The sequence below is a fragment of the Streptomyces cellostaticus genome, from assembly GCF_023630175.1.
Taxonomy (GTDB): Bacteria; Actinomycetota; Actinomycetes; order Streptomycetales; family Streptomycetaceae; genus Streptomyces; species Streptomyces cellostaticus_A.
In genome coordinates this window covers 80,125-105,507 of record NZ_JALLIN010000018.1, presented here as the reverse complement: position 1 = coordinate 105,507, position 25,383 = coordinate 80,125, and the positions used below count along the sequence as shown (strand labels likewise).

At 72.7% G+C, this 25,383-nt stretch carries 26 protein-coding genes; 19 read left to right on the top strand and 7 right to left on the bottom strand.

Translation table 11 applies throughout. The features are described 5' to 3' along the window. The first annotated feature begins 86 nt into the window (after nt 1–86). The 9 genes from ald to MXD57_RS13990 all read left to right on the top strand — a co-directional run bounded on the left by ald (nt 87) and on the right by MXD57_RS13990 (nt 8,920). Complete coding sequence (ald, locus tag MXD57_RS14030) at nt 87–1,211, top strand: alanine dehydrogenase (RefSeq protein ID WP_250401729.1); 1,125 nt, start codon at nt 87–89, stop codon at nt 1,209–1,211. Nucleotides 1,212–1,625: 414 nt separating this feature from the next. Then, nucleotides 1,626–2,762, top strand: a complete 1,137-nt coding sequence (locus tag MXD57_RS14025; RefSeq protein ID WP_250401728.1) for a ParA family protein — start codon at nt 1,626–1,628, stop codon at nt 2,760–2,762. Further along, nucleotides 2,747–3,310, top strand: a complete 564-nt coding sequence (locus MXD57_RS14020; protein ID WP_250401727.1) for a hypothetical protein — start codon at nt 2,747–2,749, stop codon at nt 3,308–3,310. The genes MXD57_RS14025 and MXD57_RS14020 overlap by 16 nt, the downstream gene beginning before the upstream one ends. A 38-nt stretch (nt 3,311–3,348) precedes the next feature. Continuing rightward, on the top strand, nt 3,349–4,593 hold the full coding sequence (locus tag MXD57_RS14015; RefSeq protein ID WP_250401726.1) for a segregation and condensation protein A: 1,245 nt from the start codon (nt 3,349–3,351) through the stop codon (nt 4,591–4,593). Nucleotides 4,594–4,685: 92 nt separating this feature from the next. After that, nucleotides 4,686–5,285, top strand: a complete 600-nt coding sequence (scpB, locus tag MXD57_RS14010; protein ID WP_250401748.1) for an SMC-Scp complex subunit ScpB — start codon at nt 4,686–4,688, stop codon at nt 5,283–5,285. Nucleotides 5,286–5,298: 13 nt separating this feature from the next. Next, nucleotides 5,299–6,363 (top strand): pseudouridine synthase, encoded by a 1,065-nt coding sequence (locus MXD57_RS14005; protein WP_250401725.1) that lies wholly within the window; start codon nt 5,299–5,301, stop codon nt 6,361–6,363. Nucleotides 6,364–6,418: 55 nt separating this feature from the next. Continuing rightward, entirely contained in the window at nt 6,419–7,147 is a 729-nt protein-coding gene (locus MXD57_RS14000; protein WP_250401724.1) for an NUDIX hydrolase, read from the top strand. Continuing rightward, the gene (locus MXD57_RS13995) at nt 7,144–8,166 is read left to right on the top strand and encodes an ADP-ribosylglycohydrolase family protein (RefSeq protein ID WP_250401723.1); all 1,023 of its coding nucleotides are present in this window, start codon (nt 7,144–7,146) and stop codon (nt 8,164–8,166) included. The genes MXD57_RS14000 and MXD57_RS13995 overlap by 4 nt, the downstream gene beginning before the upstream one ends. A 4-nt stretch (nt 8,167–8,170) precedes the next feature. Then, nucleotides 8,171–8,920, top strand: a complete 750-nt coding sequence (locus tag MXD57_RS13990) for a nucleotidyltransferase domain-containing protein (protein ID WP_250401722.1) — start codon at nt 8,171–8,173, stop codon at nt 8,918–8,920. On the opposite strand, the gene MXD57_RS13985 is transcribed toward MXD57_RS13990, so the two are convergent. Further along, entirely contained in the window at nt 8,846–9,589 is a 744-nt protein-coding gene (locus MXD57_RS13985; protein ID WP_250401721.1) for a nucleotidyltransferase domain-containing protein, read from the bottom strand. The genes MXD57_RS13990 and MXD57_RS13985 overlap by 75 nt on opposite strands. Before the next feature lie 22 nt (nt 9,590–9,611). Continuing rightward, complete coding sequence (locus MXD57_RS13980; RefSeq protein ID WP_250401720.1) at nt 9,612–10,013, bottom strand: Rieske (2Fe-2S) protein; 402 nt, start codon at nt 10,011–10,013, stop codon at nt 9,612–9,614. Nucleotides 10,014–10,239: 226 nt separating this feature from the next. Between MXD57_RS13980 and aroH the strand changes: the two genes are divergently transcribed. The 5 genes from aroH (at nt 10,240) to der (ending at nt 14,761) form a co-directional block, all read left to right on the top strand. Continuing rightward, nucleotides 10,240–10,602: a chorismate mutase gene (gene aroH, locus MXD57_RS13975; RefSeq protein WP_250401719.1), complete on the top strand. Its 363-nt coding sequence runs from the start codon at nt 10,240–10,242 to the stop codon at nt 10,600–10,602. After that, on the top strand, nt 10,599–11,684 hold the full coding sequence (locus MXD57_RS13970; protein WP_250401718.1) for a prephenate dehydrogenase: 1,086 nt from the start codon (nt 10,599–10,601) through the stop codon (nt 11,682–11,684). The genes aroH and MXD57_RS13970 overlap by 4 nt, the downstream gene beginning before the upstream one ends. A 103-nt stretch (nt 11,685–11,787) precedes the next feature. Then, the gene (cmk, locus tag MXD57_RS13965) at nt 11,788–12,480 is read left to right on the top strand and encodes a (d)CMP kinase (RefSeq protein WP_250401717.1); all 693 of its coding nucleotides are present in this window, start codon (nt 11,788–11,790) and stop codon (nt 12,478–12,480) included. A gap of 53 nt (nt 12,481–12,533) precedes the next feature. Beyond that, complete coding sequence (locus MXD57_RS13960; protein ID WP_250401747.1) at nt 12,534–13,121, top strand: lysophospholipid acyltransferase family protein; 588 nt, start codon at nt 12,534–12,536, stop codon at nt 13,119–13,121. 161 nt (nt 13,122–13,282) lie between these two features. After that, nucleotides 13,283–14,761, top strand: a complete 1,479-nt coding sequence (gene der, locus MXD57_RS13955; RefSeq protein ID WP_250401716.1) for a ribosome biogenesis GTPase Der — start codon at nt 13,283–13,285, stop codon at nt 14,759–14,761. 60 nt (nt 14,762–14,821) lie between these two features. Here der and MXD57_RS13950 read toward each other — a convergent pair whose 3' ends face one another. Together MXD57_RS13950 and MXD57_RS13945 are read right to left on the bottom strand one after the other, a co-directional pair. Further along, nucleotides 14,822–15,214, bottom strand: a complete 393-nt coding sequence (locus MXD57_RS13950) for a hypothetical protein (protein WP_250401715.1) — start codon at nt 15,212–15,214, stop codon at nt 14,822–14,824. A gap of 79 nt (nt 15,215–15,293) precedes the next feature. Next, nucleotides 15,294–16,079, bottom strand: coding sequence for a hypothetical protein (locus MXD57_RS13945; RefSeq protein WP_250401714.1), 786 nt, complete (start codon nt 16,077–16,079; stop codon nt 15,294–15,296). 538 nt (nt 16,080–16,617) lie between these two features. Between MXD57_RS13945 and MXD57_RS13940 the strand changes: the two genes are divergently transcribed. From MXD57_RS13940 to MXD57_RS13930, 3 genes are all read left to right on the top strand, one after another. Further along, nucleotides 16,618–17,271: a LysM peptidoglycan-binding domain-containing protein gene (locus tag MXD57_RS13940; RefSeq protein WP_250401713.1), complete on the top strand. Its 654-nt coding sequence runs from the start codon at nt 16,618–16,620 to the stop codon at nt 17,269–17,271. 71 nt (nt 17,272–17,342) lie between these two features. Further along, on the top strand, nt 17,343–18,344 hold the full coding sequence (locus MXD57_RS13935; protein WP_250401712.1) for a helix-turn-helix transcriptional regulator: 1,002 nt from the start codon (nt 17,343–17,345) through the stop codon (nt 18,342–18,344). 310 nt (nt 18,345–18,654) lie between these two features. Then, nucleotides 18,655–18,870 carry an I78 family peptidase inhibitor gene (locus tag MXD57_RS13930; RefSeq protein WP_250401711.1) on the top strand — a complete coding sequence of 72 codons (216 nt, stop codon included), beginning with the start codon at nt 18,655–18,657 and terminating at the stop codon, nt 18,868–18,870. Between the two features lie 129 nt (nt 18,871–18,999). Here MXD57_RS13930 and MXD57_RS13925 read toward each other — a convergent pair whose 3' ends face one another. After that, nucleotides 19,000–20,022: a phosphatase PAP2 family protein gene (locus tag MXD57_RS13925; protein WP_250401710.1), complete on the bottom strand. Its 1,023-nt coding sequence runs from the start codon at nt 20,020–20,022 to the stop codon at nt 19,000–19,002. A 235-nt stretch (nt 20,023–20,257) separates the two neighbouring features. Beyond that, nucleotides 20,258–21,574, bottom strand: coding sequence for a mannosyltransferase family protein (locus MXD57_RS13920; protein ID WP_250401709.1), 1,317 nt, complete (start codon nt 21,572–21,574; stop codon nt 20,258–20,260). A gap of 260 nt (nt 21,575–21,834) precedes the next feature. Here MXD57_RS13920 and MXD57_RS13915 point away from each other — a divergent pair, with 260 nt between their 5' ends. Then, nucleotides 21,835–23,457: an MFS transporter gene (locus MXD57_RS13915; protein ID WP_250401708.1), complete on the top strand. Its 1,623-nt coding sequence runs from the start codon at nt 21,835–21,837 to the stop codon at nt 23,455–23,457. Between the two features lie 102 nt (nt 23,458–23,559). Next, nucleotides 23,560–24,750, top strand: coding sequence for an acyl-CoA dehydrogenase family protein (locus MXD57_RS13910; protein ID WP_250401707.1), 1,191 nt, complete (start codon nt 23,560–23,562; stop codon nt 24,748–24,750). Between the two features lie 36 nt (nt 24,751–24,786). Here MXD57_RS13910 and MXD57_RS13905 read toward each other — a convergent pair whose 3' ends face one another. Beyond that, nucleotides 24,787–25,224, bottom strand: a complete 438-nt coding sequence (locus MXD57_RS13905) for a cell division protein SepF (RefSeq protein WP_199209989.1) — start codon at nt 25,222–25,224, stop codon at nt 24,787–24,789. Between the last annotated feature and the right edge of the window lie 159 nt (nt 25,225–25,383).

Genomic DNA, 25,383 nt, shown 5'->3' with positions numbered 1-25,383 from the left:
GCTCGTTCCTGCGGTGTCTCCCGGTATGCCCTTGCATGTCTGGGTACGTCTTGTAATGCACCCCCATACCCTCTGAGCCAAGGACCGTGATCGACGTGAAGGTCGGCATCCCCCGCGAGGTCAAGAACAACGAGTTCCGGGTGGCCATCACCCCCGCCGGTGTGCACGAGCTGGTGCGCAACGGCCACCAGGTCGTCGTCGAGCGGGCCGCCGGGCTCGGCTCCTCGATCACGGACGAGGAGTACGTGTCCGCCGGTGCCACGATCCTCGGCACCGCCGACGAGGTGTGGGCCGCCGCCGACCTGCTGCTGAAGGTCAAGGAGCCGGTCGCCGAGGAGTACCACCGCCTCCGCAAGGACCAGATCCTCTTCACCTACCTGCACCTGGCCGCCTCCAAGCAGTGCACGGACGCGCTCGTCGAGTCCGGCACCACGGCCATCGCCTACGAGACCGTCGAGCTGCCGAACCGCGCGCTGCCGCTGCTCGCCCCGATGTCCGAGGTCGCGGGCCGGCTGGCCCCGCAGGTCGGCGCCTACCACCTGATGCGCCCGGCCGGCGGCCGCGGTGTGCTGCCGGGCGGTGTGCCGGGCGTGACCCCGGCCAAGGCCGTCGTCATCGGCGGCGGCGTCTCCGGCTGGAACGCCACCCAGGTCGCCGTCGGCATGGGCTTCGACGTGACCCTGCTCGACCGTGACATCAACAAGCTGCGCGAGGCCGACAAGGTCTTCGGCACCAAGGTCAAGGCCATCATGTCCAACTCCTTCGAGCTGGAGAAGGCCGTCCTGGACGCCGACCTCGTCATCGGCGCGGTGCTCATCCCGGGCGCCAAGGCCCCGAAGCTGGTCACCAACGAGCTGGTGTCGCGCATGAAGCCCGGAAGTGTCCTTGTCGACATCGCGATCGACCAGGGCGGCTGCTTCGAGGACTCCCGCGCCACGACGCACGCCGAGCCGACCTTCCGGGTCCACAACTCGGTCTTCTACTGCGTCGCCAACATGCCGGGCGCGGTGCCGAACACCTCCACCAACGCGCTCACCAACGCCACGCTCCCGTACATCGTCTCCCTCGCCAACAACGGCTGGGTGGAGGCGCTGCGCCGCGACCCCGCGCTCGCCAAGGGCCTCAACACCCATGACGGCAAGGTCGTTTACAAGGAGGTCGCCGAGGCCCACGGTCTGGAGCACGTGGAGCTGGAGTCCCTCCTCGGCTGACCCCGGCGATCCGGCGTGTCGCCAAGTCGCCAACCGGTGAAAGGCGATTCGTCAACAGCCGTCGTCAACGCCGAACGCCCGGCCGGACCTTGCCCGACAAGGTCCGGCCGGATGTGTGTATGGTCACTTTGCCACTTGCGGTCAACTCGCCTCGAACGTAACCCTTCGACCGATTCGCACACCGGCGAAACCTGCGGTGCGACGCCCGTACGCCCTTGACAGAGGGATGTTTCATTGCCGACACATCCGGCCGGGTCCGGCGGATTGTGTTGCTGCGGACCGCCGACACGCCATAGAGTCGCCAACCGTCGGCATGGTGCCACGCTGACCTTGTCTAGAAGTTTCCTGGTCACCAAGGAGGTAAGACGACTTGTGAACGAGTCGACATTTACTCCCGGGGGTGGTCAACCAGGAATGCCGGTACGGGGCCAGGCCGGTTCCGCGGGATCCGAGGCTGTCGGCTCCGTCGCTGTGCGCACCTTCGCAGCCCACCAGACTCCGGGTCCGCAGCCGGTCCGGACAGCACACCACAGCATGGATGGCCATCACGTGAACGCCATGGCCGGCGACGGAAGTGGCGCGCCCCACAACCAGCTCGCCGACTACGACGAACTGCCCGACGGGCACTTCTACGACCCCGACGCCGAGTACGAGCCCGACCCCGAGTACGCGGCCACGCTCGCGCCCGACGCGGCCCGCCAGCGCCGTGAGCGCGTCGGTCCGACCGGGCGCCCGCTGCCGTACTTCCCGATCCCCGGCCCGCTGACCGACCACGGCCCCGCGAAGATCATCGCGATGTGCAACCAGAAGGGCGGCGTCGGCAAGACCACGTCGACCATCAACCTGGGTGCCGCGCTCGCGGAGTACGGCCGGCGCGTGCTGCTCGTGGACTTCGACCCGCAGGGCGCGCTGTCGGTGGGTCTCGGCGTCAACCCCATGGAGCTGGACCTCACCGTCTACAACCTGCTCATGGAGCGGGGCATGTCGGCGGACGAGGTCCTGCTGAAGACGGCGGTCCCCAACATGGACCTGCTGCCGTCCAACATCGACCTGTCGGCCGCCGAGGTCCAGCTCGTCTCCGAGGTCGCGCGCGAGTCGACCCTCCAGCGTGCGCTCAAGCCGCTGATGGACGACTACGACTACATCGTGATCGACTGCCAGCCCTCGCTGGGCCTGCTCACGGTCAACGCGCTGACGGCCGCCCACAAGGTCATCGTCCCGCTGGAGTGCGAGTTCTTCGCGCTGCGCGGTGTGGCCCTGCTGACCGAGACCATCGAGAAGGTCCAGGAGCGGCTCAACCCCGACCTGGAGCTCGACGGAATCCTCGCCACGATGTACGACTCGCGCACGGTGCACAGCCGTGAGGTGCTCGCGCGCGTGGTCGAGGCGTTCGACGACCACGTCTACCACACGGTCATCGGCCGCACGGTCCGCTTCCCGGAGACCACCGTCGCCGGTGAGCCGATCACCACGTACGCCTCCAACTCCGTCGGTGCCGCCGCCTACCGCCAGCTCGCCAGGGAGGTGCTCGCCCGGTGTCACGCCGAGTGAGTCTGCCCGGGGCCGACGAACTGTTCCGTACGACAGGGGGAATGGCGCTCCAGCCGTCCACGCCCCGGCGCGGGGCCAACGGCGAGGCCCGGGTGCCGGCTCCCGCGGGGGAGAGCGACGACGTGGCCGCCGAGGACGCGCCGCAGTCGGTGCCCGTCCAGGGCGGTGACGGAGAGGGCGCGGAACACGCCGCCGCGGGCGCGGAGCCGGCCGGGACCGGCGAGTCTCGCACCCGGCCGTCCCGGCGCCAGGCGCCGCCGGAGGGGTCGGCCACCGCCGCGGCCTCGGCGGCCGCGCAGCCGCGCAAGCGCGGGCGGGCGGCGAACCGGCGGCCCAGCGGGCGCGAACGGCACGACGAGAAGATCACGGTGTACGTGTCCGCCGAGGAACTGATGGACCTCGAACACGCCCGGCTGGTCCTGCGCGGTGAGCACGGCCTCGCCGTGGACCGCGGCCGCATCGTCCGCGAGGCGGTCGCCGTGGTCCTGGCCGACCTGGAGTCCCGAGGGGACGCGAGCATCCTGGTGCGGCGGCTGCGGGGTCGGTAGTCGGCCGGGCGGCCGCCAGGCGATAGCCTGCGACGGCCATGACCCCGAACGACGCCCCCGCCTCCGGCCCCGGTGCCGGCCGCAGGCGTGCCCTGGGCCGTGGACCGGGCACCACGTCCCGCCCCCGGACCGCCGAGCCGCACCCCGCTCCGCCGGAGCCGGCACCCGCGACGGTCGCACCCGCCCCGATCGCACCCGCCTCGGCCGAACCCCCGCCGCCGGCAGTGGCCGAGCCGGCCCCGGCACCTCCGCCGGACCCGGCACCCGCCCCGATCGCACCCGCCTCGGCCGAACCCCCGCCGCTGGCTGAACCCTCGCCGCCGGCAGTGGCCGAGCCCGCCCCGGCCGTGCCGGACGAGGTGGCCGCGAACCCCGCCCGGCCGTCGGGGACCGCCGTACCGGAGCCGCCGCGACCGTCACCGGAGGGCGGCTCCGTCGAGTCCGGTGCCGGCGCCGCCGGGGAGAGCGCCGCCGACGGTGTCTTCAAGGTCCGGCTGGCCAACTTCGAGGGGCCGTTCGACCTGCTGCTCCAGCTCATCTCCAAGCACAAGCTGGACGTCACCGAGGTCGCCCTGTCCAAGGTCACCGACGAGTTCATGGCGCACATCCGGGCCATGGGCCCCGACTGGGACCTGGACCAGACGACCGAGTTCCTCGTCGTCGCCGCCACACTGCTCGACCTCAAGGCCGCCCGGCTGCTGCCCGCCGCCGAGGTCGAGGACGAGGCCGACCTCGCGCTGCTGGAGGCCCGGGACCTGCTGTTCGCGCGGCTGCTGCAGTACCGCGCGTACAAGCGGATCGCCGACATCTTCAACGAGCGCCTGGACGAGGAGGCCCGCCGCCATCCCCGTACCGTCGGCCTGGAGCCCCAGCACGCCGAGCTGCTGCCCGAGGTCGTCATCAGCATCGGCCCCGAGGGGTTCGCCAGGCTCGCGGTCAGGGCGATGCAGCCGAAGGCCAAGCCGGAGGTCTACGTCGACCACATCCACGCCCCGCTGGTCAGCGTGCAGGAACAGGCGGGGATCGTGGTGGCGCGGCTCCGGGAACTGGGCGAGGCCGACTTCCGGGCGCTGGTCGAGGACACCGACGACACCCTGACGGTCGTGGCCCGCTTCCTGGCGCTGCTGGAGCTGTACCGGGAGAAGGCCGTCGCCCTGGAGCAGGAGACGGCCCTCGGGGAGCTGCTGGTGCGCTGGACCGGCGGGGACACGGACACGGCACCGATGGTCACCGACGAGTTCGACCGGCCGCCCGCGGAGACCGAGGAGGAGAAGAAGGCGTGAGCGAGACCACCGGGGCACCCAAGGACCCCGCCCCGACGCCCGCCCGGCCCACCGAGGCGCCCGCCGACGCGCCCCCGGGCGCCGTCGCGGGGCTGGACCTCAAGCCCGCCCTCGAAGCGGTCCTGATGGTCGTGGACGAACCCGCGACCGAGGAGCACCTGGCCCGCATCCTCGAGCGCCCCAGGCGGCAGATCGGGGACGCGCTGCGTGCGCTGGCCGACGACTACACCGTGCAGGGCCGCGGCTTCGAGCTGCGGTTCGTCGCGGGCGGCTGGCGCTTCTACACCCGCGCCGAGTACGCGCCCGCCGTGGAACGCCTGGTCCTCGACGGCCAGACGGCCCGTCTCACCCAGGCCGCGCTGGAGACCCTCGCGGTCGTCGCCTACCGCCAGCCGGTCAGCCGCAGCCGGGTCTCCGCCGTGCGCGGAGTGAACTGCGACGGCGTGATGCGCACCCTCCTCCAGCGCGGTCTGGTCGAGGAGGCGGGCACGGAACCCGAAACAGGTGCGATCCTGTACAGGACGACGAACTACTTCCTGGAGCGGATGGGCCTGCGCGGCCTTGACGAACTTCCGGAACTCGCGCCCTTCCTCCCGGAGGCGGAGGCGATCGAGGCCGAGACCCAGGAGGGGGTCCCGTCGTTCGACCCGGACGCGCCCGACGCGCCCGGCGGTCAGGACGCAGACGACTAAGACGGAAACCTTGATGCGAAGCAGCGGCAGCGGCAAGAGCGGCGGGCGCGGTAACCACCGCGGTGCCGGCAACGACAGGGACCAGAAGCAGGGGCAGGGCCGGCCCCGCAAGCCCCGCCCCGAGGAGCGCCGCTACGACGTGGGCCCCGGGGCCTCCCAGGACGGTCCCAAGTCCGGGCGCGGCGGCTCCGCGCGCGGCGGCGCCAAGGGCGGCCCGAAGCAGTCCCAGCAGCGCGGCGGCCGGTCGGCCCCGGGGCGCTCGCGCGAGTTCGAGACGCGGGCCGAGGAGCGCAACCGGGAGCGGTACGCGGGCAAGAAGGACGTCAAGCTGCCCAAGACCTTCCCCGGCGCCGAGCAGGAGGGCGAGCGGCTGCAGAAGGTGCTCGCGCGCGCGGGCTACGGATCCCGTCGCGCCTGCGAGGAGCTGATCGAGCAGGCCCGGGTCGAGATCAACGGCGAGATCGTGCTGGAGCAGGGCCGCCGGGTCGACCCGGAGAAGGACGAGGTCAAGGTCGACGGTCTGACCGTCGCCACGCAGTCGTACCAGTTCTTCTCGCTCAACAAGCCCGCCGGTGTCGTCTCCACCATGGAGGACCCCGAGGGCCGGCAGTGCCTCGGCGACTACGTCACCAACCGCGAGACCCGGCTCTTCCACGTCGGGCGGCTCGACACCGAGACCGAGGGTGTCATCCTGCTCACCAACCACGGCGAGCTGGCACACCGGCTGACCCACCCGAAGTACGGCGTGAAGAAGACGTACCTCGCGGCCATCGTCGGTCCCATCCCGCGTGACCTGGGCAAGCGCCTGAAGGACGGCATCCAGCTCGAGGACGGCTACGCGCGCGCGGACCACTTCCGGGTGGTCGAGCAGACCGGCAAGAACTACCTGGTCGAGGTGACCCTGCACGAGGGCCGCAAGCACATCGTGCGCCGCATGCTCGCCGAGGCCGGCTTCCCGGTCGAGAAGCTGGTGCGCACCTCCTTCGGCCCGATCACCCTGGGCGACCAGAAGTCGGGCTGGCTGCGCCGCCTGTCCAACACCGAGGTCGGGATGCTGATGCAGGAGGTCGACCTCTAGAGAGGTTGTGCGGCACGGACACCCCCTTTTATAGTCTCGATGACTATAAAAGGGGGTGTCCGTGCCGCACGGCTACGACAAGCACGCCTACGAGCCTTTCGCCGTCACCGTCGACCTCGCCGTCCTGACCGTCCGCCAGGGCGTGCTGCACGTGCTGCTGGTCGAACGCGGGCAGGAACCCTACGCCGGCCGGTGGGCGCTGCCCGGCGGCTTCCTGCTGCCCGACGAGTCCGCGGAGACGGCCGCCCGGCGTGAACTCGCCGAGGAGACCGGCCTGGACGACGTCTGCGGGCTGGACCTGGAGCAGTCGCGCACCTACAGCGAGCCGGGCCGCGACCCCCGGATGCGGGTCGTCTCCGTCGCGTTCACCGCGCTGGTGCCCGATCCCCCCGAACCGCGCGGCGGCGGCGACGCGGCCCGGGCCCGCTGGCTGCCGTACGGCTCGGTGGGGCCGCTCGCCTTCGACCACGACCGCATCCTCGCCGACGCCCACGACCGGGTCGGCGCCCGGCTGGAGAACACCCACGCCGCCACCGCCTTCTGCCCGCCGGAGTTCACCCTGGGCGAGCTGCAGCAGGTGTACGAGGCGGTGTGGGGCACCGCCCTGGACCGGCCCAACTTCCGCCGCAAGGTGCTCGCCACTCCCGGCTTCGTCGAGCCCGTCCCCGGCGCCGCCCGGCTCACCGCAGGCCGCGGCAAGCCGGCCGCCCTCTACCGCGCGGGCCCCGCGGCCGCCCTGCACCCGCCCCTGCTCCGACCGTCCCGGGAAGGAAGCCCCGCATGACCACCACCCGCCCGAGCAAGCGCGCCGCCACCGGCTCGCTCCTCGGCCTCGCCCTCGGGGACGCCCTCGGCTTCCCGACCGAGTTCGACGACGTCCCCTCGATCCTCGCCGAGTGCGGCCCCTGGCGGGCGATGGAGCTGCCGCGGCGCGCCCTCGTCTCCGACGACACCCAGATGACCCTCGCCGTCGGCCGCGGGCTCCGCACGGCCATGGAGCGCGGGGACCTCGCCCCGGAACGGCTGGCGCGGCCGCTGCGCGAGGAGTTCGTGGACTGGTACCTGTCGCCGGACAACGACCGCGCCCCGGGCAACACCTGCCTGACCGCGTGCCGCCTGCTCAAGGAGGAGGGCCGCGCCTGGCAGGACGCCGGCCGGGTCGACTCCAAGGGCTGCGGCGCCAACATGCGGGTCGCCCCCATCGGCCTCGCTCCCGGCCTCACCCGCGAACAGCGTGCCGGCGCCGCCCAGTTGCAGTCCGCGCTCACCCACGCACACCCCACCGCCCTGGCCGCCTGCGACCTCACCGCCCACGCCGTGCACCTGCTCGCCCGGGGCGCCGACCCGGCCGGGCTGGTCGGGCGGCTCCGCAGCTACGCCTACGACAACCGCACCCGCTACGACCACGCCTGGCTCGGCGACCTGTGGACCCGCTCCCAGGACCCCGGCCCCGAGCACTTCATCGCGCGCGGGTGGGACGAGTGCCTGGACATGCTCGGCCGCCTCCAGGAGGCCGTGCGCACCGTCTCCCCGGAGACCGACCCCTGCCTGGCCACCGGAGAGGGCTGGATCGCCGAGGAGGCCCTCGCCACCGGACTGCTCTGCTTCCTGCTCTTTCCCGACCAGCCCGTCACCGCCCTGCGCCGGGCCGCCTGCTCCTCGGGCGACTCGGACTCCATCGCCTGCCTCACCGGCGCGTTCGCGGGCGCCTGGCTCGGCGCGGACGCCTGGCCCGCCGACTGGGCCGGGCGGATCGAGTACCGGGGCGACCTGTTGGCACTGGGGGCGCTCTGGGACGCTTAGCGCCATGATCGACGACCTCGACATGGACCTGACGCCCGTGATCGCCGAGCAGCCCCACCCCCTGCTGTTCGCGACCGTCTCCGGATCCCACCTGTACGGGTTCCCCTCCGCGGACTCCGACCTCGACCTGCGCGGTGTCCATCTGCTGCCCGCGGCGGACCTGCTCGGGCTGCGCGAGCCGGAGGAGACCCGGTCGCGGACCTGGGTGCGCTTCGGCGTCGAGATGGACCTCGTCACCCACGATGTCCGCAAGTTCGCCCGGCTGATGCTCCGGCGCAACGGCTATGTGCTGGAGCAGCTTCTGTCCCCCCTCGTGGCGCACACCTGCGAGGCGCACCGGGAGCTGGCCGCTCTGGCCCCGGGCGTCCTCACCAGCCACCACGCGCACCACTACCGCGGGTTCGCGGTGACCCAGTGGCGGCTGTTCGACAAGACCGGCGAACTCAAGCCGCTGCTCTACACCTTCCGCGTGCTGCTCACCGGAATCCATCTGATGCGCAGCGGTGAGGTGCAGGCCCATCTGCCCACCCTGCTGGACCAGGCGGACGCGCCCGCCTACCTGGCCGAGCTGATCGCCGCCAAGGCCGAGCGCGAGCAGGGCGCCGCCGACGTCGACCACGCGCGTGTGGAGGCCGACGTGGAACGCCTGCACGCCGTGCTCGACGAGGCGCAGGCCGCCTCAGCGCTGCCCGACGCCCCCACGGTCCACGACGCCCTGCACGACTTCGTCGTGCGCGTCCGCCCGGCGGGCTGAGTCCCGGCGCGCCCGGAAGAGGAATCCGGCCACCCGTGCGCGGTCCGGTTCCGGCGGCAGCGGCGTGCCGTGCAGGGCCTCCTCGGCCTGCGCCGCGAGCCGGGCCATGCGGGTCTCGACCTCCGGCCAGGGGATCTCGCCCCGCTTCACCGCCAGCAGCGGCTCCCGCTCGGCGCCCACGTCGATCCGCAGTTCCCCGGTGCGCAGCAGGTCCCGGGCGCTCGTCAGCAGGCGCAGCAGGTGCATGGCGTGCTTCCAGCGGGGGACGCCCGTCGTGCGGACGTCGGCGTCGAGCTTGCGGCGCTGGCCGAGGGCGTAGCGCGTGAAGGTCTCGTACACCTGCCGGGAGAGGAAGGCGCCGCGCAGCGACAGCAGTTCGCGGCCGGTGTCGTCCACGTGCTCCACCAGTGGGGAGTGCAGGCACTCCAGGACGTTCGGGTTGCCGCGCAGCGCCAGCTCGCAGAACCGCTCCAGCTCCCAGGAGAACCTTTCCTCGCCCGGCCCCTCCACATGCGCCGGCGGCCGCTCGAACCGCCAGAACAGGGGAGTGGGGGCGAGGAAGACGCCCCGCCGGTCGGTGTCACTGGCCTCGGTGGCCAGGCCGAAGGCCCGCGAACCCATGACGCAGGCGTAGATCGTGTGGTCGCGTACCAGGTCCTCGGGCTGCATTCCCGGAGCGTACGCGGGCCCCTCACGCCAGGTGGATCGAATTTCCCTCCACCTTGATCGTCTCGGCGGGCAGCGGCCGGGTCGCCGGCCCGTGCGCCACCGAGCCGTCGGCGATGTGGAACCTGCTGCCGTGGCAGGGGCAGTCGATGGTGCCGTCGGCCACCTCGCTCACCGTGCAGCCCTCGTGGGTGCAGATCGCCGAGAAGGCCTTGAAGTCGCCCTTCGACGGCTGGGTGACCACGATCTTCTGCGCCTTGAAGATCTTGCCGCCGCCCTCGGGGATGTCGCTGGTGCTCGCCAGCTCCATGCCGCCGGGCGACGAGGAGGAGGAGCCCGTCGTATCGCCGCCGCTGCCCCCGCAGCCGGTGGCGAGCGCCGCCGCGCCCGTCGCGAGAACCGTGCGCCGCGTCGTGCTGTAGGTCATGTCGTCACTCCGAACATCGGCAGTAAGAAAAGCCATGATTCATGACATCTTGGCACCAAAGGCTCTCCTGCCGAAGCAGGTGGCGGGGGAGAGGACACGGCGTCACCGGGTCGGCCCCGCGTCTCAGCGGGCGGGCGCCGCGCACCCGGCCGCCCGGGGCATGGCTAGGCTGGACGGGCCAGAACGAAACGCATGCCAGCAACACATGTCAGCGAGGAGCAGCGCCGTGGCGGTACGAGCGGTCCGGGGGGCCGTCCCACTGGAGCGGGACGAGGCCGACCACATGGACGAGCAGGTCGGAGCCCTGCTCACCGCGATACTGGAGCGCAACGGACTCACCGCCGACGACCTGATCAGCATCTGGTTCACGGCCACCCCCGACCTGCACAGCGACTTCCCGGCCGCCGCCGCCCGCAAGCTGGGGATCGTCGACGTCCCCCTGATCTGCGCCCAGGAACTGGACATCGAGGGCGCCATGCCCCGGGTCGTCCGGGTGCTCGCGCACATCGAGTCGGACCGGCCCCGCGACCGGATCGCCCACGTCTACCTCGGCGCCGCCGCCGCCCTGCGCAAGGACATCGCCCAGTGAGAACCGCACTCGTCATCGGCACCGGGCTCATCGGCACCTCCGCCGCGCTCGCCCTGACCCGGCGGGGCGTCGTCGTCCACCTCACCGACCACGATCCCGAACAGGCCCGCACGGCGGCCGCGCTGGGTGCCGGCACCGACGAGGCCCCCGCCGGCCCGGTGGACCTCGCCGTCGTCGCCGCCCCGCCCGCACACGTGGCCGGCGTCCTCGCGGACGCCATGACCCGCGGTGCCGCGCGCGGCTACGTCGACGTGGCCAGCGTCAAGGGCGGTCCGCGCCGCGAGCTGGAGGCCCGCGGCCTCGACCTGTCCGCCTACATCGGCACGCACCCCATGTCCGGCCGGGAGAAGTCGGGCCCGCTGGCCGCCACCGGCGACCTCTTCGAGGGCCGCCCCTGGGTGCTCACCCCGACCCGGGAGACCGACACCGAGGTCCTCAACCTCGCCCTGGAACTGGTCTCGCACTGCCGGGCCGTGCCGGTCGTCATGGACGCCGACGCCCACGACCGGGCCGTGGCGCTCGTCTCCCACATGCCCCACCTGGTCTCCAGCATGGTCGCGGCCCGCCTGGAGCACGCCGAGGAGGCGGCCGTGCGGCTGTGCGGGCAGGGCATCCGGGACGTGACCCGGATCGCCGCCTCCGACCCCGGGATGTGGATCGACATCCTCTCCGCCAACCCCGGCCCGGTCGCCGATCTGCTCGCCGACGTCTCCGCCGACCTCGAGGAGACCGTCCGCGCCCTGCGCGCCCTGCAGTCCTCCGACGAGGACAAGCGCCGCGAGGGCGGCTCGGGCATCGAGGACGTGCTGCGCCGCGGCAACGCGGGCCAGGTACGGGTACCCGGCAAGCACGGCAGCGCGCCACGCGTGTACGAGACGGTCGTCGTCCTCATCGACGACCAGCCCGGCCAGCTCGCCCGCATCTTCGCGGACGCGGGACGGGCCGGGGTCAACGTCGAGGACGTCCGGATCGAGCACGCGACGGGGCAGCAGGCCGGACTCGTGCAGCTCCTGGTCGAGCCCAGGGCGGCGTCCGTGCTGAAGGAGGCGCTGCGCGAGCGGGGCTGGGCGCTGCGGCAGTAGGAGGACGGCCGTCCGTCCCGGTCAGCCGTACCCAGTAACCTTGTGCGGGGCGCTCTCGCGCTCCAGCCCCCCCTGAACCGCACCGCACCAGGAAGGTGTCCCCGTGGAAAACGGCGCCCCGACCGCCAAGCCCGTGATCGTCGCGATCGACGGCCCCTCCGGCACGGGCAAGTCGAGCACGTCGAAGGCCGTGGCCGCCCAGCTCGGCCTGAGCTACCTCGACACCGGCGCCCAGTACCGGGCCATCACCTGGTGGATGGTGGCCAACGGCATCGACCTGGAGGACCCGACCGCCATCGCCGCCGTCGCGGGCAAGCCGGAGATCGTCTCCGGCACCGACCCGTCCGCGCCGACCATCACGGTCGACGGTGTCGACGTGGCCGCCCCGATCCGCACCCAGGAGGTCACCTCCAAGGTCAGCGCGGTCAGCGCGGTGCCCGAGGTGCGCACCCGGATCACCGAGCTGCAGCGCTTCCTGGCGGCCGGTGCCGAGCTCGGCATCGTGGTCGAGGGCCGGGACATCGGCACCACCGTGCTGCCGGACGCCGACCTGAAGATCTTCCTCACCGCCTCCCCGGAGGCCCGTGCGGCCCGCCGCAGCGGCGAGCTGAAGGGCGCCGACGTCCACGCCACCCGCGAGGCCCTGATCAAGCGGGACGCCGCCGACTCCAGCCGCAAGGCCTCCCCGCTCGCCAAGGCGGACGACGCGGTCGAGGTGGACACCACCGAGCTCACCCTCGCCCAGGTCATCGAGTGCGTCGTCACCCTGGTCGAGGAGAAGCGGGCCGGGAAGTGAGCCTTCCGTCGGAGCGGGGCGCCGAGATCGGGCGGCGCATCGGCGTCGGCCTGATGTACGGGCTGTGGCGGCCGCGTGTGCTCGGCGCCTGGAAGCTGCCCGCGAGCGGTCCGGCGATCCTCGCCGTGAACCACTCGCACAACATCGACGGGCCGATGGTCATGGGCGTCTCGCCCCGGCCGACGCACTTCCTGATCAAGAAGGAGGCGTTCGTCGGCCCGCTGGACCCCTTCCTGACCGGCATCGGCCAGCTCAAGGTGGACCGGGCCGCCGCGGACCGCACCGCCATCACCCGGGCCCTCGGCGTGCTGGCGGCCGGCGGGGTGCTGGGCATCTTCCCGGAGGGCACCCGGGGCGAGGGCGACTTCGCCTCGCTGCGGGCCGGGCTCGCCTACTTCGCGGTGCGCAGCGGGGCGCCCGTCGTGCCCGTGGCCGTACTGGGAAGCACCGCGCGCCCCAGCCGGCTGACGAAGGCGCTGCCCCCGCTGCGCTCCCGCGTCGACGTCGTCTTCGGCGACCCGTTCGACGCGGGCGACGGCTCGGGACGGCGCACGCGCGGGGCGCTGGACGAGGCGACCGAGCGCATCCAGAAGCAGCTCACCGGCCATCTGGAGAACGCCAGGCGCCTCACCGGGCGCTGAGCCCCGCCCGGCGCAACCCGCCGAAGACGCGGGGCCCGGTCGGATACCGTTGATTTCCTCCGGCCCGATCCGCCGGGCAGGGCAAGCGACACTTGAGTAGTGGACCGGTCCACCAGGGCCGCTCCACCGATCACCACGATGAACGACGAGGTACGGACTTCATGAACGACCAGACCCAGCCCGGCGACTCGGCTGAGCACGAGTACGACCACGGGGCTCTCGGCGACGCCGAGTACGCGGAGTTCATGGAGCTCGCCGCGGAAGAGGGCTTCGACATCGAGGACGTCGAGGGCGCCATCGAGGCGGCGGGTCACGGGCCGCTGCCCGTGCTCGCCGTCGTCGGCCGCCCCAACGTCGGCAAGTCGACCCTGGTGAACCGGATCATCGGCCGTCGCGAGGCCGTGGTCGAGGACAAGCCCGGCGTCACCCGCGACCGCGTCACCTACGAGGCCGAGTGGGCGGGCCGCCGCTTCAAGGTGGTCGACACCGGCGGCTGGGAGCAGGACGTCCTCGGTATCGACGCCTCCGTCGCCGCGCAGGCCGAGTACGCGATCGAGGCCGCCGACGCCGTCGTGTTCGTCGTGGACGCGAAGGTCGGCGCCACCGACACCGACGAGGCGGTCGTACGGCTGCTGCGCAAGGCGGGCAAGCCCGTCGTGCTGGCCGCCAACAAGGTCGACGGCCCGAGCGGCGAGGCCGACGCCACCTACCTCTGGGCCCTCGGCCTCGGCGAGCCGCACCCCGTCTCCGCCCTGCACGGACGAGGCACCGGCGACATGCTGGACGCCGTTCTCGAGGCGCTGCCCGAGGCGCCCGAGCAGACCTTCGGCACCGCGGTCGGCGGTCCGCGCCGCATCGCCCTCATCGGCCGTCCGAACGTCGGCAAGTCCTCCCTCCTGAACAAGGTGGCGGGCGAGGAGCGCGTCGTCGTCAACGAACTCGCCGGCACCACCCGCGACCCGGTCGACGAGCTGATCGAGCTGGGCGGGGTGACCTGGAAGTTCGTCGACACCGCGGGCATCCGCAAGCGGGTCCACCTCCAGCAGGGCGCCGACTACTACGCCTCGCTGCGCACCGCGGCCGCCGTCGAGAAGGCGGAGGTCGCCGTCATCCTGATCGACGCCTCCGAGAACATCTCGGTCCAGGACCAGCGCATCGTCACCATGGCCGTGGAGGCGGGCCGCGCGGTCGTCCTGGCGTTCAACAAGTGGGACACCCTCGACGAGGAGCGCCGCTACTACCTGGAGCGGGAGATCGAGACCGAGCTGGGCCAGGTCGCCTGGGCGCCCCGGGTCAACGTCTCGGCCCGTACCGGCCGGCACATGGAGAAGCTGGTCCCGGCGGTCGAGACCGCGCTCGCCGGCTGGGAGACCCGGGTGCCCACCGGCCGGCTGAACGCCTTCCTCGGCGAGCTGGTGTCGGCCCACCCGCACCCGGTCCGGGGCGGCAAGCAGCCGCGCATCCTGTTCGGCACCCAGGCCGGGACCAAGCCGCCGCGGTTCGTCCTCTTCGCCTCCGGCTTCATCGAGGCCGGTTACCGGCGCTTCATCGAGCGCCGCCTGCGCGAGGAGTTCGGCTTCGAGGGCACCCCGATCCACATCTCGGTGCGGGTGCGCGAGAAGCGAGGCAAGAAGAAGTAACCGCCCCCAGGGCATGGCGAAGGGCGGCCCCCGCTTCCGGGGGCCGCCCTTCGCCATGCCTCAGGCGCCGCGCCGCGGGGCGGGCGGCAGCCCCGCCGGGACGTGGTGCATCCCGGTGTCCTGCTGCCGCCCCAGCGTGCCGACCCGCTGCCACTGCGGCTGCTGCTGACCGCCGCCCTGCCGGGCGCTGTACGCCCCCGCGCTGTAGGCGCTGTAGGAGGTCATGCGGTACGAACCGGTGCTGTGCGGGGTGGTGTTCCCGAAGGCGCAGAAGCCCAGCTCCTCCTCACCGCTGCGGTCACCCGGCAGCGTACGGAAGGCCTTGACCCACTCCGCGTAGAGCGAGTCGTAGATCGGCGTGGCCGAGGGCGCGGCCGAACCCTCCCCTGCCCGGGCGGACGGAACGGAGACGAAGGCTGGCCGGCGGGGAGGAGGGGCGTCATATGCGTGCACGTATGTCCAAACGAACGGAATCCGAAAGGGATGCGGTCGGACAAGTGGGGCGTGTTCCCGGCGTGCGGCCGGGCGGGTCTCAGGTGCCGGCGAGAGGCAGCGCCGCCGCCACCAGCTTGCCCCCGGCCGCGGCCCGGTCGAGGGAGGCGCGCAGCAGGTCCTCCCGGGGCTGCCGCCCGATGGATCCCACCGGCGCCGCGAACAGCAGTACCTGCTGGTGCTTGTTGGCGGCGGCCCGCCAGCCGTCCGTCACCTGCAGCGGCTGGTGCGCCTGCCACCAGGCCACCGGCTGGCCACCGCCCACTCCCGGCTGGAGCACCGCGTGGAGCTGGCCCATCGCGAGCAGCACCGACCATCCGTGCAGCACCGGCGGGACCGACACCAGCTCCGTCACCGGCATGAAGCCCTGCTCGATGAGCAGCGGCAGGAAGTCGTCGCCGGCGCCGAAGGAGCCGGGGCGCACGATGGGAGCCGTCGGCTCGACGACGAGCGCCGGGTGCAACTCGCCCTCGACGAGGACCAGTCCGCTGGTCACACCGAGCACCGCCTGCTCGGGCACGGACCGCCTCAGGTCGCCGTCCGCGGCCGGGCGTCCGCCGATGGACCGGACGGCGCCCTGCAACTGCTCCTCGGTGACCTGGACGACCTGCGAGGGCAGGCAGCCAGCGTGGGCGAAGGCGAGGACGGCGGTCTCGTCGCCGACGAACAGAACGGTGCTGGTGCGCTCCTGCTCGGAGTCGCCCGGGGTGCGGCAGGACGTGCAGTCGTAACTGCCCGGGGCGTTCTCTCCGGCGAGCAGCCGGTCGGCTTCTTCGTCGCCGATCTCGGCGCGTACTGCGTCACTGACGTCGAGCATGCGCGGCACGGTGGCTCCCTCGGGATGCGGTGCTGGGTCGGCCGGGTGGCTCCCGGCCGCTGAGCCCCGGGGTTCCGGGCTCATGAAGAAGACAACGGGCGTCCTGTGGTGGGGGTCACGCCCTCGGAGCAACGGAATCGAACCATCCACCGCACACGGTCACCATCGGTCCGGAACCGGACACTCACCGTCAAGTCCGTTTCTCTTCAAGGCACTTGAACGAGTGAAGTGGGTCACGCGCCATTCGGGTAAGTGGTCGAAAAATCCTGAAATCCACGGACGAAACGGCTGGCCGAAATTCGCCGATACCTGAGGTAACCGCGAACTGGCCTGGAACGACGGCGACTTGGTTGAAACAGCCCGTCCGCCCTCTCTACATTCCTTCGCCGTGTGCAACCAGCACCGCTCGGGTACGTCCGCCGGCCGGCCAGGCAGAGCACGATCGCCGCACCGGTCGCGGCGGGCGGGGCGGGCGCGAGGAACCGCGGTCCTGCGCGGCGAGGCGCGCTCCGTCCGGGGGAGCCCGGGTACGTGGAGAGGGAGTTACATGTCCGATTGTGCCGATACCACCCGCCGCACCGCCCGTCCCGACGGAGCCCGCAAGGGCCGTACGGCAGCGGCCGCCCTGGCCGGAGCCGCGCTGCTGGCCCCGCTGGGGCTGCTGGCCGCCAGCGGCGAGGCGAGCGCCGCGGACAGCGGGGTGTGGGACCGCATCGCCCAGTGCGAGAGCGGCGGCGACTGGCACATCAACACCGGCAACGGCTACTACGGCGGGCTCCAGTTCTCCGCCGGCACCTGGCGCGCCTACGGCGGCGGCGCCTACGCCCCGACGGCCGACCAGGCCTCCCGGAGCGCGCAGATCGCCGTCGCCGCCAAGGTCCAGCAGGCCCAGGGCTGGGGGGCCTGGCCGGTCTGCTCGGGCCGTGCCGGAGCCACCGGGACCGCCCCCGGGGCGGCCTCGGGAGCGGCGACCGGGAGCGGTGCGACGACGAAGTCGGCGCCGGCCGCGCGGCCCGAGCGCACGGCGGCCCACACCGGCCGTGCCGCGTCCCGCGGCGACTACACCGTCCGGGAGGGCGACACCCTCAGCGCCATCGCCGCCCGGCACGGCACCACCTGGCAGCGGGTCTACGCCGCCAACCGGAACGTCATCGGCGACGACCCGGACCTGATCGTGCCCGGCCGGCGCCTGGCGCTCTGAGCCGGCCGCGCACCGCAGCCGCTGTCCCGTCGAGGACAGCGGCTGTCCGCATCGGCGGGAAGAATCGTCCCATGTTGGAGACCTCGGCACGACTGCTGCGCCTGCTCTCGCTGCTCCAGGCCCACCGCGAGTGGTCCGGTGCCGCACTGGCCGAACGGCTCGGCGTCACCCCGCGCACGGTCCGCCGGGACGTGGACCGGCTGCGCGAGCTGGGCTACCCGGTCAACGCCAGCCCCGGCACCGGTGGCGGCTACCAGCTCGGCGCGGGCGCCGAGCTCCCCCCGCTGCTGCTGGACGACGACGAGGCCGTCGCCGTGGCCGTCGGCCTGCGCACCGCCGCCGGCCAGGGCATCGAGGGGATCGGCGAGAGCTCGGTGCGCGCCCTGGCCAAGCTGGAGCAGGTGCTGCCGAACCGGCTGCGCCGCCGGGTGGGCGCGCTCAACGCCTTCACCGTGCCGATGCTGAGCGGCGGCCCGTCGGCCTCTCCGGTCGACCCGGCGCTGCTCACCGACATCGCCCACCTGTGCCGGGACGCCGAGCGGCTGCGCTTCGAGTACCGCACGCACGACGGCGCCGTGAGCCGGCGCACCGTCGAACCGCACCGGCTGGTCTGCACCGAGCGGCGCTGGTACCTGGTCGCCTGGGACGTCGACCGGGCGGACTGGCGGACCTTCCGGGTCGACCGCATCACCCCCAGGCCGCCGCACGGGCCCCGCTTCACCCCGCGCGAGCCGCCCGCCGGGGACCTGGCCGCCCATGTCTCCAGAGGCGTCTCCACACACGCGTACGCCGAGCGGTCCGTGGTCCGGCTGCTGGTGCCGCTGCACGAGGCCGCCGAGCGGATCTCGCCGTCCGCCGGGACGCTGGAGGCCGACGGCCCGGACGCCTGCCTCCTGCGCAGCGGCGCGCCGAGCCTGGACGTGATGGTGATCCACATCATGATGACCGGCTTCCCGTTCGAGGTCCTGGAGCCCGCCGAGCTGACCGAGTCGGTCGGAAGGATCCGCGACCGGCTCGACGGGGCCCTGGCGCGGTCGGTGGGACCGCACGGCGGTGGCACGCCCAATCCGTGAAATTCCGCGGCGGTGCCGGATCTCCCGGCACCGCCGCGGAATCGGCGCGGAATCAGTGCCGCGGATCCGCGCCGATCGATGGTCGAGACGCTTTCCTCCGCCCAATTCGAGAGGAGGGTGCCGGCGCGTGAGAATTCTGTTCGAATACCCCGGTGAACGGCCTGGAAACCCCCGATCGTGTGACGGAGTTCGAAGAAATCGGGTCCGGGAACCTGTGACAGAAGCGTGACAGGAGGGGGACGCGAGAGGGGCCGGAGGTCTGCCGCCGCCGCGGCTTCCGTCGCCGCCCGACGGGGCCTAGCGTGGCCGCATGGCACCCATTCCCACTCCGCCGGCGGAGCCCCAGGACAGTCCGGACGGGTACGTCGGTCTCGACGCCACGAACGCCGAACGGCTCGCCCGCCGGCGCGGGTGGTCGACGGTGCGGGCACTCCCGCCGGGCACGATCATCACCATGGAGTACCGGGTGGGCCGGCTCAACCTCGAGGTGCGGGACGGCCGGGTGACCCGCGCCTGGAAGGGCTGACAACACCTCTCGCGCACGGCGCGGCCCCTACGCCGAAGGCCCCGTCCCCCCTCGAAAGGGGGGACGGGGCCTTCGGCGCGGCCACGGGGTCGGTCGTGCGTACCGGACCACGCCGCCGCGGCGGGTGTGTCAGCCGCCCGAGACGGGCCGGGCGGGCTGGGAGGTGCCGCGCGGCAGCCGGTCGGCGTGCGGCGGTCGGCGGCTGCCCGCCGGGGTGACCGGGGTGCGCTCCGAACGTGCCGTGTGCGGGCCGGGGGCCAGATGGATCGGCGTCCGGGGCCCGCGCACCGAAGCCACCGGCTCGCGGGCCGGAGCGGACTGCTCGGCGGGCGCGGTGCGCGGCTTGAGCACCACCGGGACCGGCGCCGCCGGTGCGGGGACGGTACGGCCGCGGCGGGTGCGCCAGCGGTCGCGCAGATCGAAGATCGCGGTCTCGGACCGGGCGATCAGCGGCTCGCACCACGGCAGCGCGAGCAGGATCAGCAGGCCCGCGGCCCAGCCCAGCAGCACGTCGCTCAGCCAGTGCGTACCGAGGTAGACGGTGGCCATCCCGACACCCAGCGAGGTCACGGCCGACACGGCGGACAGCCAGCGGCGCGCGGTCGGAGTGGAGGCCAGATAGGCCAGGATTCCCCAGGTCACCACGGCGTTGGCGGTGTGGCCGCTGGGAAATATATCGCCGCCGAGGCCCATCTCGTTCGAGCCGATCACGGTGGCGTAGTGCGGGCCGAGCCGGCCCATGCCGTACTTGGCGGCGCCGACCGTGATGTTGAGCAGCAGCAGTGACGCGCCGAGGGTCAGCAGTGGGCGGAGCGTGTGCTGACGCCAGGAGCGCCAGCCCAGCCAGGCCGCGACCATGACCGCGGTGGGGCCCCGCTGGCCGAGCACCACGTAGTAGTCGACGAACCAGTGGATCCCGGACCACTGCTGGTACGGCCGGAAGAACATGACCTGCCAGTCAAGCCGGACCAGCCAGGAGGTGATCACCACGGCCCAGACGATCGCCAGATAGAAGGCGAGGGTCGCGGTGAACAGCACGACCCGGTGCCGGCTCATCCGCGGCACATCGAGGTGGGCCGGCCGTTCCGGCTCACGGTCCAGCCTGGCGAACACCCGGTCCAGACGCCGGGTGAGGTTTGGTTCGGTACGCACCCGCTCGACGTTACAGCGAGTGCGCTCTGTTCCCGGTCGAAACAGCGGATTTGTGATGACGATGTGATGTGGGAAACGTCTCAGGAGCCACTGAATTCCTGGGATTCCGCAATCCGGTGAACCCGCTTCCCGTAATTCCTTTGATCATTCCGGTCGCGGTTATATGGCCCTTATGAATTCGTTCACCGAATCATGGGGTGGAATTCAGGGTGTGCTCACCGGCCGCCGGGGCCGATCACGGGGGACCGGAGCCGTTCAGCCAGAACGCGCCGTACACCGCCGCCGCCACCGCCAGACCCGCTGTGACCAGCGCCGATCGTGCGGTCCGCGGCCGGGCCAGGGCGCGGGCGAGCGGGAACAGCAGCGGGAAGGCCGGTATCAGCAGCCGGGGCTTGGACCCGAAGTAGCTCGAGGCGCACAGGGCCAGGGCGAGGACGGCGCCCGTGTACACCAGCAGGGGGACGGGCTGCCGCTGCCGCACACCGGTCGCGTACAGCGTGATCAACAGGACCACCCCGACGACCAGGCCCGCTCCGGCCGGGGCCGACGGCAGTGACGTGAACTTGTCGGCGACGAAGCGGGCGAAGGCGTACCCGCCGTCGAACCCGTTGCGCCAGCCGGCCTGCACGTCCAGGTAGCCGAGCGGCCCCCCGCCGGTGCGGTGGCCGACCCACAGCACGTAGCCGGCCGTGCCCAGCGGGGCGAGGAGCAGCCCGAGGGCGCGGCGCCACGCGGGTGCGCAGACGGCGCGAGGCGTGTGCGACGCAGCGCGCTCCGCATCGTGCGCGCCCTCCGGACCGGACGGAGCGCGTGTAGCTCCTCGTGCGCCGCCGGCACGCGCCTCGCGCTCGGCGCGTACCCCGGCCGCCGGGTCGGGGGCACGGCCGCCGTCGTGCGCTTCGCACGCGCTCCACCTCCGCACGAACGTGAGCGCGCCCGCCACCCACACCGCCGCGACCACCGCGAGACCCACCGGACGGGTCAGCCCCGCCAGCGCCGCCAGCAGCCCCGCCGCCACCCACCGGCCGGTCAGCACGGCGTACAGCGACCAGGCGGCCAGCGCGGTGAAGAGGGACTCGCTGTACGCCATCGACTGCACGACCCCGACCGGCAGCACCGCCCACAGCAGCACCGCGCAGACCCCCGCCCGGGACCCGTACACCCACTCCGCGACCGCGAAGATCCCTCCGGCCGCGGCCAGCGAGGCGAGCAGGGAGACGACCAGGCCGGCGTGCGCGTACGACAGCGGCGTGACGCCGTGCAGCAGCCGCTCCAGCCAGGGCAGCAAGGGGAAGAACGCCAGGTTGGAGTGGACGTCGCCGTTGGGCAGGCGCACCTCGTAGCCGTAGCCCAGTTCGGCCACCCGGGCGTACCAGAGGGAGTCCCAGCGCGCGCCCAGCAGGGTGAGCGCGCTCCTGCCGCGCGCGGCGCTCCACACGGCCAGCACGAGCAGGCCGAGCACACGGACGGCCGCGTACCCGAGGAGGGCCGGGGCCGCCCGGCGCAGGAGGGTGCCGCGGGCCGGGGCCGGGCGCGTCGCGAGGTCGGTCACGGGCTCGATTATCGGCCGGGTCAGCAACCGGGCCGCCCGCCCGTCCGCGTCACATCGTGCGAGGTGGCGTACGCCACACGGGTTCGCTCCCGCGTGTGAGAGGTCCGCCACGTGTGCCCACGACGGACTCGCGTACGCTGGCGAGTCACCCGCGTGGGTTTGCGCGGGCCGGAGACCCCCGCTCCTCTCCGGCCGTACGACGGAGAGTCCCCGCTCCGCCCGTCCGCAGCACGCGAGGGATCCATCTGGGAGGTACGTACATGTCCGGGACGACCACGGCCGCCGTCCGGCCGTGCCGTCGGGCGGCCGGGGCCGGTGCCAACCGCTGGGTCGTCCTGGTCGTCCTCTGCGTCAGCCTGCTGCTCGTCGCCCTCGACGCGACCGTGCTGCACGTGGCGGTCCCCGCCGTCACCGAGGACCTCAGACCCGGCGCCGTGGAGCTGCTCTGGATCGTCGACGTCTACCCGCTGGTCTGCGCCTCGCTGCTGATCCTCTTCGGCACGCTCGGCGACCGGATCGGCCGCAGACGTGTGCTGCTCCTCGGCTACGCCCTGTTCGGAGTCGCCTCCGCCGTGGCCGCCTTCGCGCCGAGCGCCCACGCGCTGATCCTGGCCCGGGCGCTGCTCGGCGTCGGCGGCGCGATGGTCATGCCCGCGACCCTGTCGATCCTGCGCCAGGTCTTTCCCGACCGGCGTGAGCGCGCGCTGGCCATCGGGGTCTGGAGCGCGGTCGCCGCCGTCGGCGCGGCCGTCGGCCCCCTGCTCGGCGGCTTCCTGCTGGAGCACTTCTGGTGGGGCTCGGTCTTCCTGGTCAACATCCCGCTGATGCTGGTCAGCCTGCCGGTCGGGCGCATGCTGCTGCCCGAGTCCCGGGGCGAGGGCGACGGCCCGTGGGACGTCACCGGCGCGCTGATGGCGGCGGCCGGCCTGTTCGGCGTCGTCATGGGTGTCAAGCGGCTCGGCGGCGGCGAGTCCGCCGCGAGTCCGTTCACGCTGGCCCCGCTGCTGCTGGGCGCGGCGCTGCTGTTCCTCTTCGTCCGGCGCCAGGGGCGCCGCCCGCATCCGCTGGTGGATCTGCGGATGTTCCGGCGGCCGGCGTTCAGCACCTCGGTGGGCTGCATCGTGCTGGCCATGCTCGCGCTGGTCGGCCTGGAGCTGATCGCGGCGCAGTACCTGCAACTGGTGCTGGGTCTGTCGCCCCTGCGGACGGGACTGCGGCTGCTGCCCCTGACCGTCGCGGCGATGGCGGCGGGCCTCGCGGGCGCCCGGATGCTGCGCCGCTTCGGACCGCGCCGCATGGTCAGCGCCGGCTTCTGCCTCACCGCCGCCGCGGTGGTGACGCTGACCGCGATGGGCGGCGAGGACAACGCGGCGCTGCTGCTCTGCGGCTTCGTGCTGCTCGGCTTCGGCCTGGAGACCACCCTCTTCGGCGCCTACGAGTCGATGCTCAGCGAGGCACCGGCCGAGCAGGCCGGCGGAGCGGCGGCGATCGGCGAGACCTCGTACCAACTCGGCGCCGGGATCGGGATCGCCCTGCTCGGCAGCGTGATGAACAGGGCCTACGCGCCGGGGCTCGCATCGGTGCCGGGCGTCCCCTCGGACGCCTCACGGGCGGCGGGCCACTCGCTCGGCGAGGCCTACGAGGTCGCCGGGCGACTGGGCGGGCCCACCGGTGAGGCCCTGCGCCGGACCGCCCGGGACTCCTTCGTGCACGGGCTGCATGTGACCCTGCTGGTCAGCGCCGGTCTGTTGCTGCTGGGCGGGTTGATGGCGCTGCGGCTGCCGCGGATCATGCAGTGCGGCGAGCAGGGCGCGCAGGAGGCGCCCCCGGTGGGGGCGGTGCCCGCCCCGCGCGAGCCGCACAAGCCCAAGGTGTCGGCCTGACCCCCGCTCTGGACGTGCGGGACACCGCACCGTAACGTCGCCCGGAGAGACGTGACTAGCGCTGCTAGTTTTGCTGAGTCCCAGTGTCCCGGAGGGTGTTCCATGTCCGCGTCCGCGAAGCTGCCGCCGTTCGATGCCGCCGACCCGCTCGGGATCGACGACCTGCTCGACCCGGAGGACCTGGCGATCCGGGACACCGTCCGCGGCTGGGCGGCCGACCGGGTGCTGCCGTACGTCGCCGACTGGTACGAGAAGGGCGAGCTGCCCGGCATCCGGGAGCTCGCCCGGGAACTGGGCGGCATCGGTGCGCTCGGCATGTCCCTGACCGGTTACGGGTGTGCCGGCGCCACGGCCGTGCAGTACGGACTCGCCTGCCTGGAGCTGGAGGCCGCGGACTCGGGCATCCGTTCCCTGGTCTCCGTGCAGGGCTCGCTCGCGATGTACGCGATCCACCGGTTCGGCAGCGAGGAGCAGAAGCGGGAGTGGCTGCCGCGGATGGCCGCCGGCGAGGTGATCGGCTGCTTCGGGCTCACCGAGCCCGACCACGGATCCGACCCCGCCTCCATGCGCACCCACGCCAAGCGCGACGGCGACGACTGGGTGCTCAACGGGCGCAAGATGTGGATCACCAACGGATCGGTGGCCGGGGTGGCCGTCGTCTGGGCGCAGACCGAGGACGGCATCCGCGGGTTCGTGGTGCCGACCGACCGCCCCGGCTTCTCGGCACCCGAGATCAGGCACAAGTGGTCCCTGCGGGCCTCCGTCACCAGCGAGCTGGTCCTGGACGACGTACGGCTGCCCGCCGGCGCGGTGCTGCCGGAGGCCACCGGCCTGCGCGGGCCGCTCGGCTGCCTCTCGCACGCCCGCTACGGCATCGTGTGGGGCGCCATGGGTGCGGCACGCAGCAGTTTCGAGGCGGCCGTGGAGTACGCGAAGACCCGGGAGCAGTTCGGTCGGCCCATCGGCGGCTTCCAGCTCACCCAGGCCAAACTCGCCGACATGGCCGTCGAACTGCACAAGGGGATCCTGCTCGCCCACCATCTGGGGCGGCGGATGGACGCCGGCCGCCTGCGTCCCGAGCAGGTCAGCTTCGGCAAGCTCAACAACGTCCGCGAGGCCATCGAGATCTGCCGTACGGCGCGGACGATCCTCGGCGCCAACGGGATCTCGCTCGAGTACCCCGTCATGCGGCACGCGACCAACCTCGAGTCGGTGCTCACCTACGAGGGCACCGTCGAGATGCACCAGCTCGTGCTGGGCAAGGCGCTCACCGGGCTCGACGCCTTCCGGTGAGCCCCGGCGGGGGCGGGGCCGGACACCGGCCCCGCCTCAGCTCTGGTTGAAGAAGCCGTCCTCGCGGCGCGCCGCCGGCTCTCCGCTGACGATCTCGGTGTTGGAGGGCGTCAGCAGGAACACGCGGTTCGCGACCCGCTCGATCGTGCCCCGCAGGCCGAAGGTCAGCCCGGCCGCGAAGTCGACCACGCGCTTGGCGTCGGAGGGCTCCATCGCCGTGAGGTTCATGATGACCGGGACGCCGTCCCGGAACAGCTCACCGATCGCGCGGGCGTCCCGGAAGCTGTCCGGGGTGACCGTGCCGATCCTGCGGCCCTTCTCCTCGGCCGTGTCCGTGGCCACCTTCACCCGGGGGTCCGTGACCCAGGCGTCCGCGGACTCGGTGCCCTCGGAGTAGTCGTCGTCGTAGTAACGCTCGTCATCGTTGTCGTCGACGAGGCCGAGCCACGCACTCGCCTTGCGTACCGATCCCATGGACGCCTCCTCTCACCGCTGTCTTCTTGCTCTGCGCATCCCTATGGTCATCCATGATGCAGACGGCGCGCCAAGTAAATGGGCGCCGCGCGGGGGGTTTGTGACGGTACTGGTGCACAGCGGGTACGTCGAGAGCCCGTGTACCCCAAGGGTCCTGAC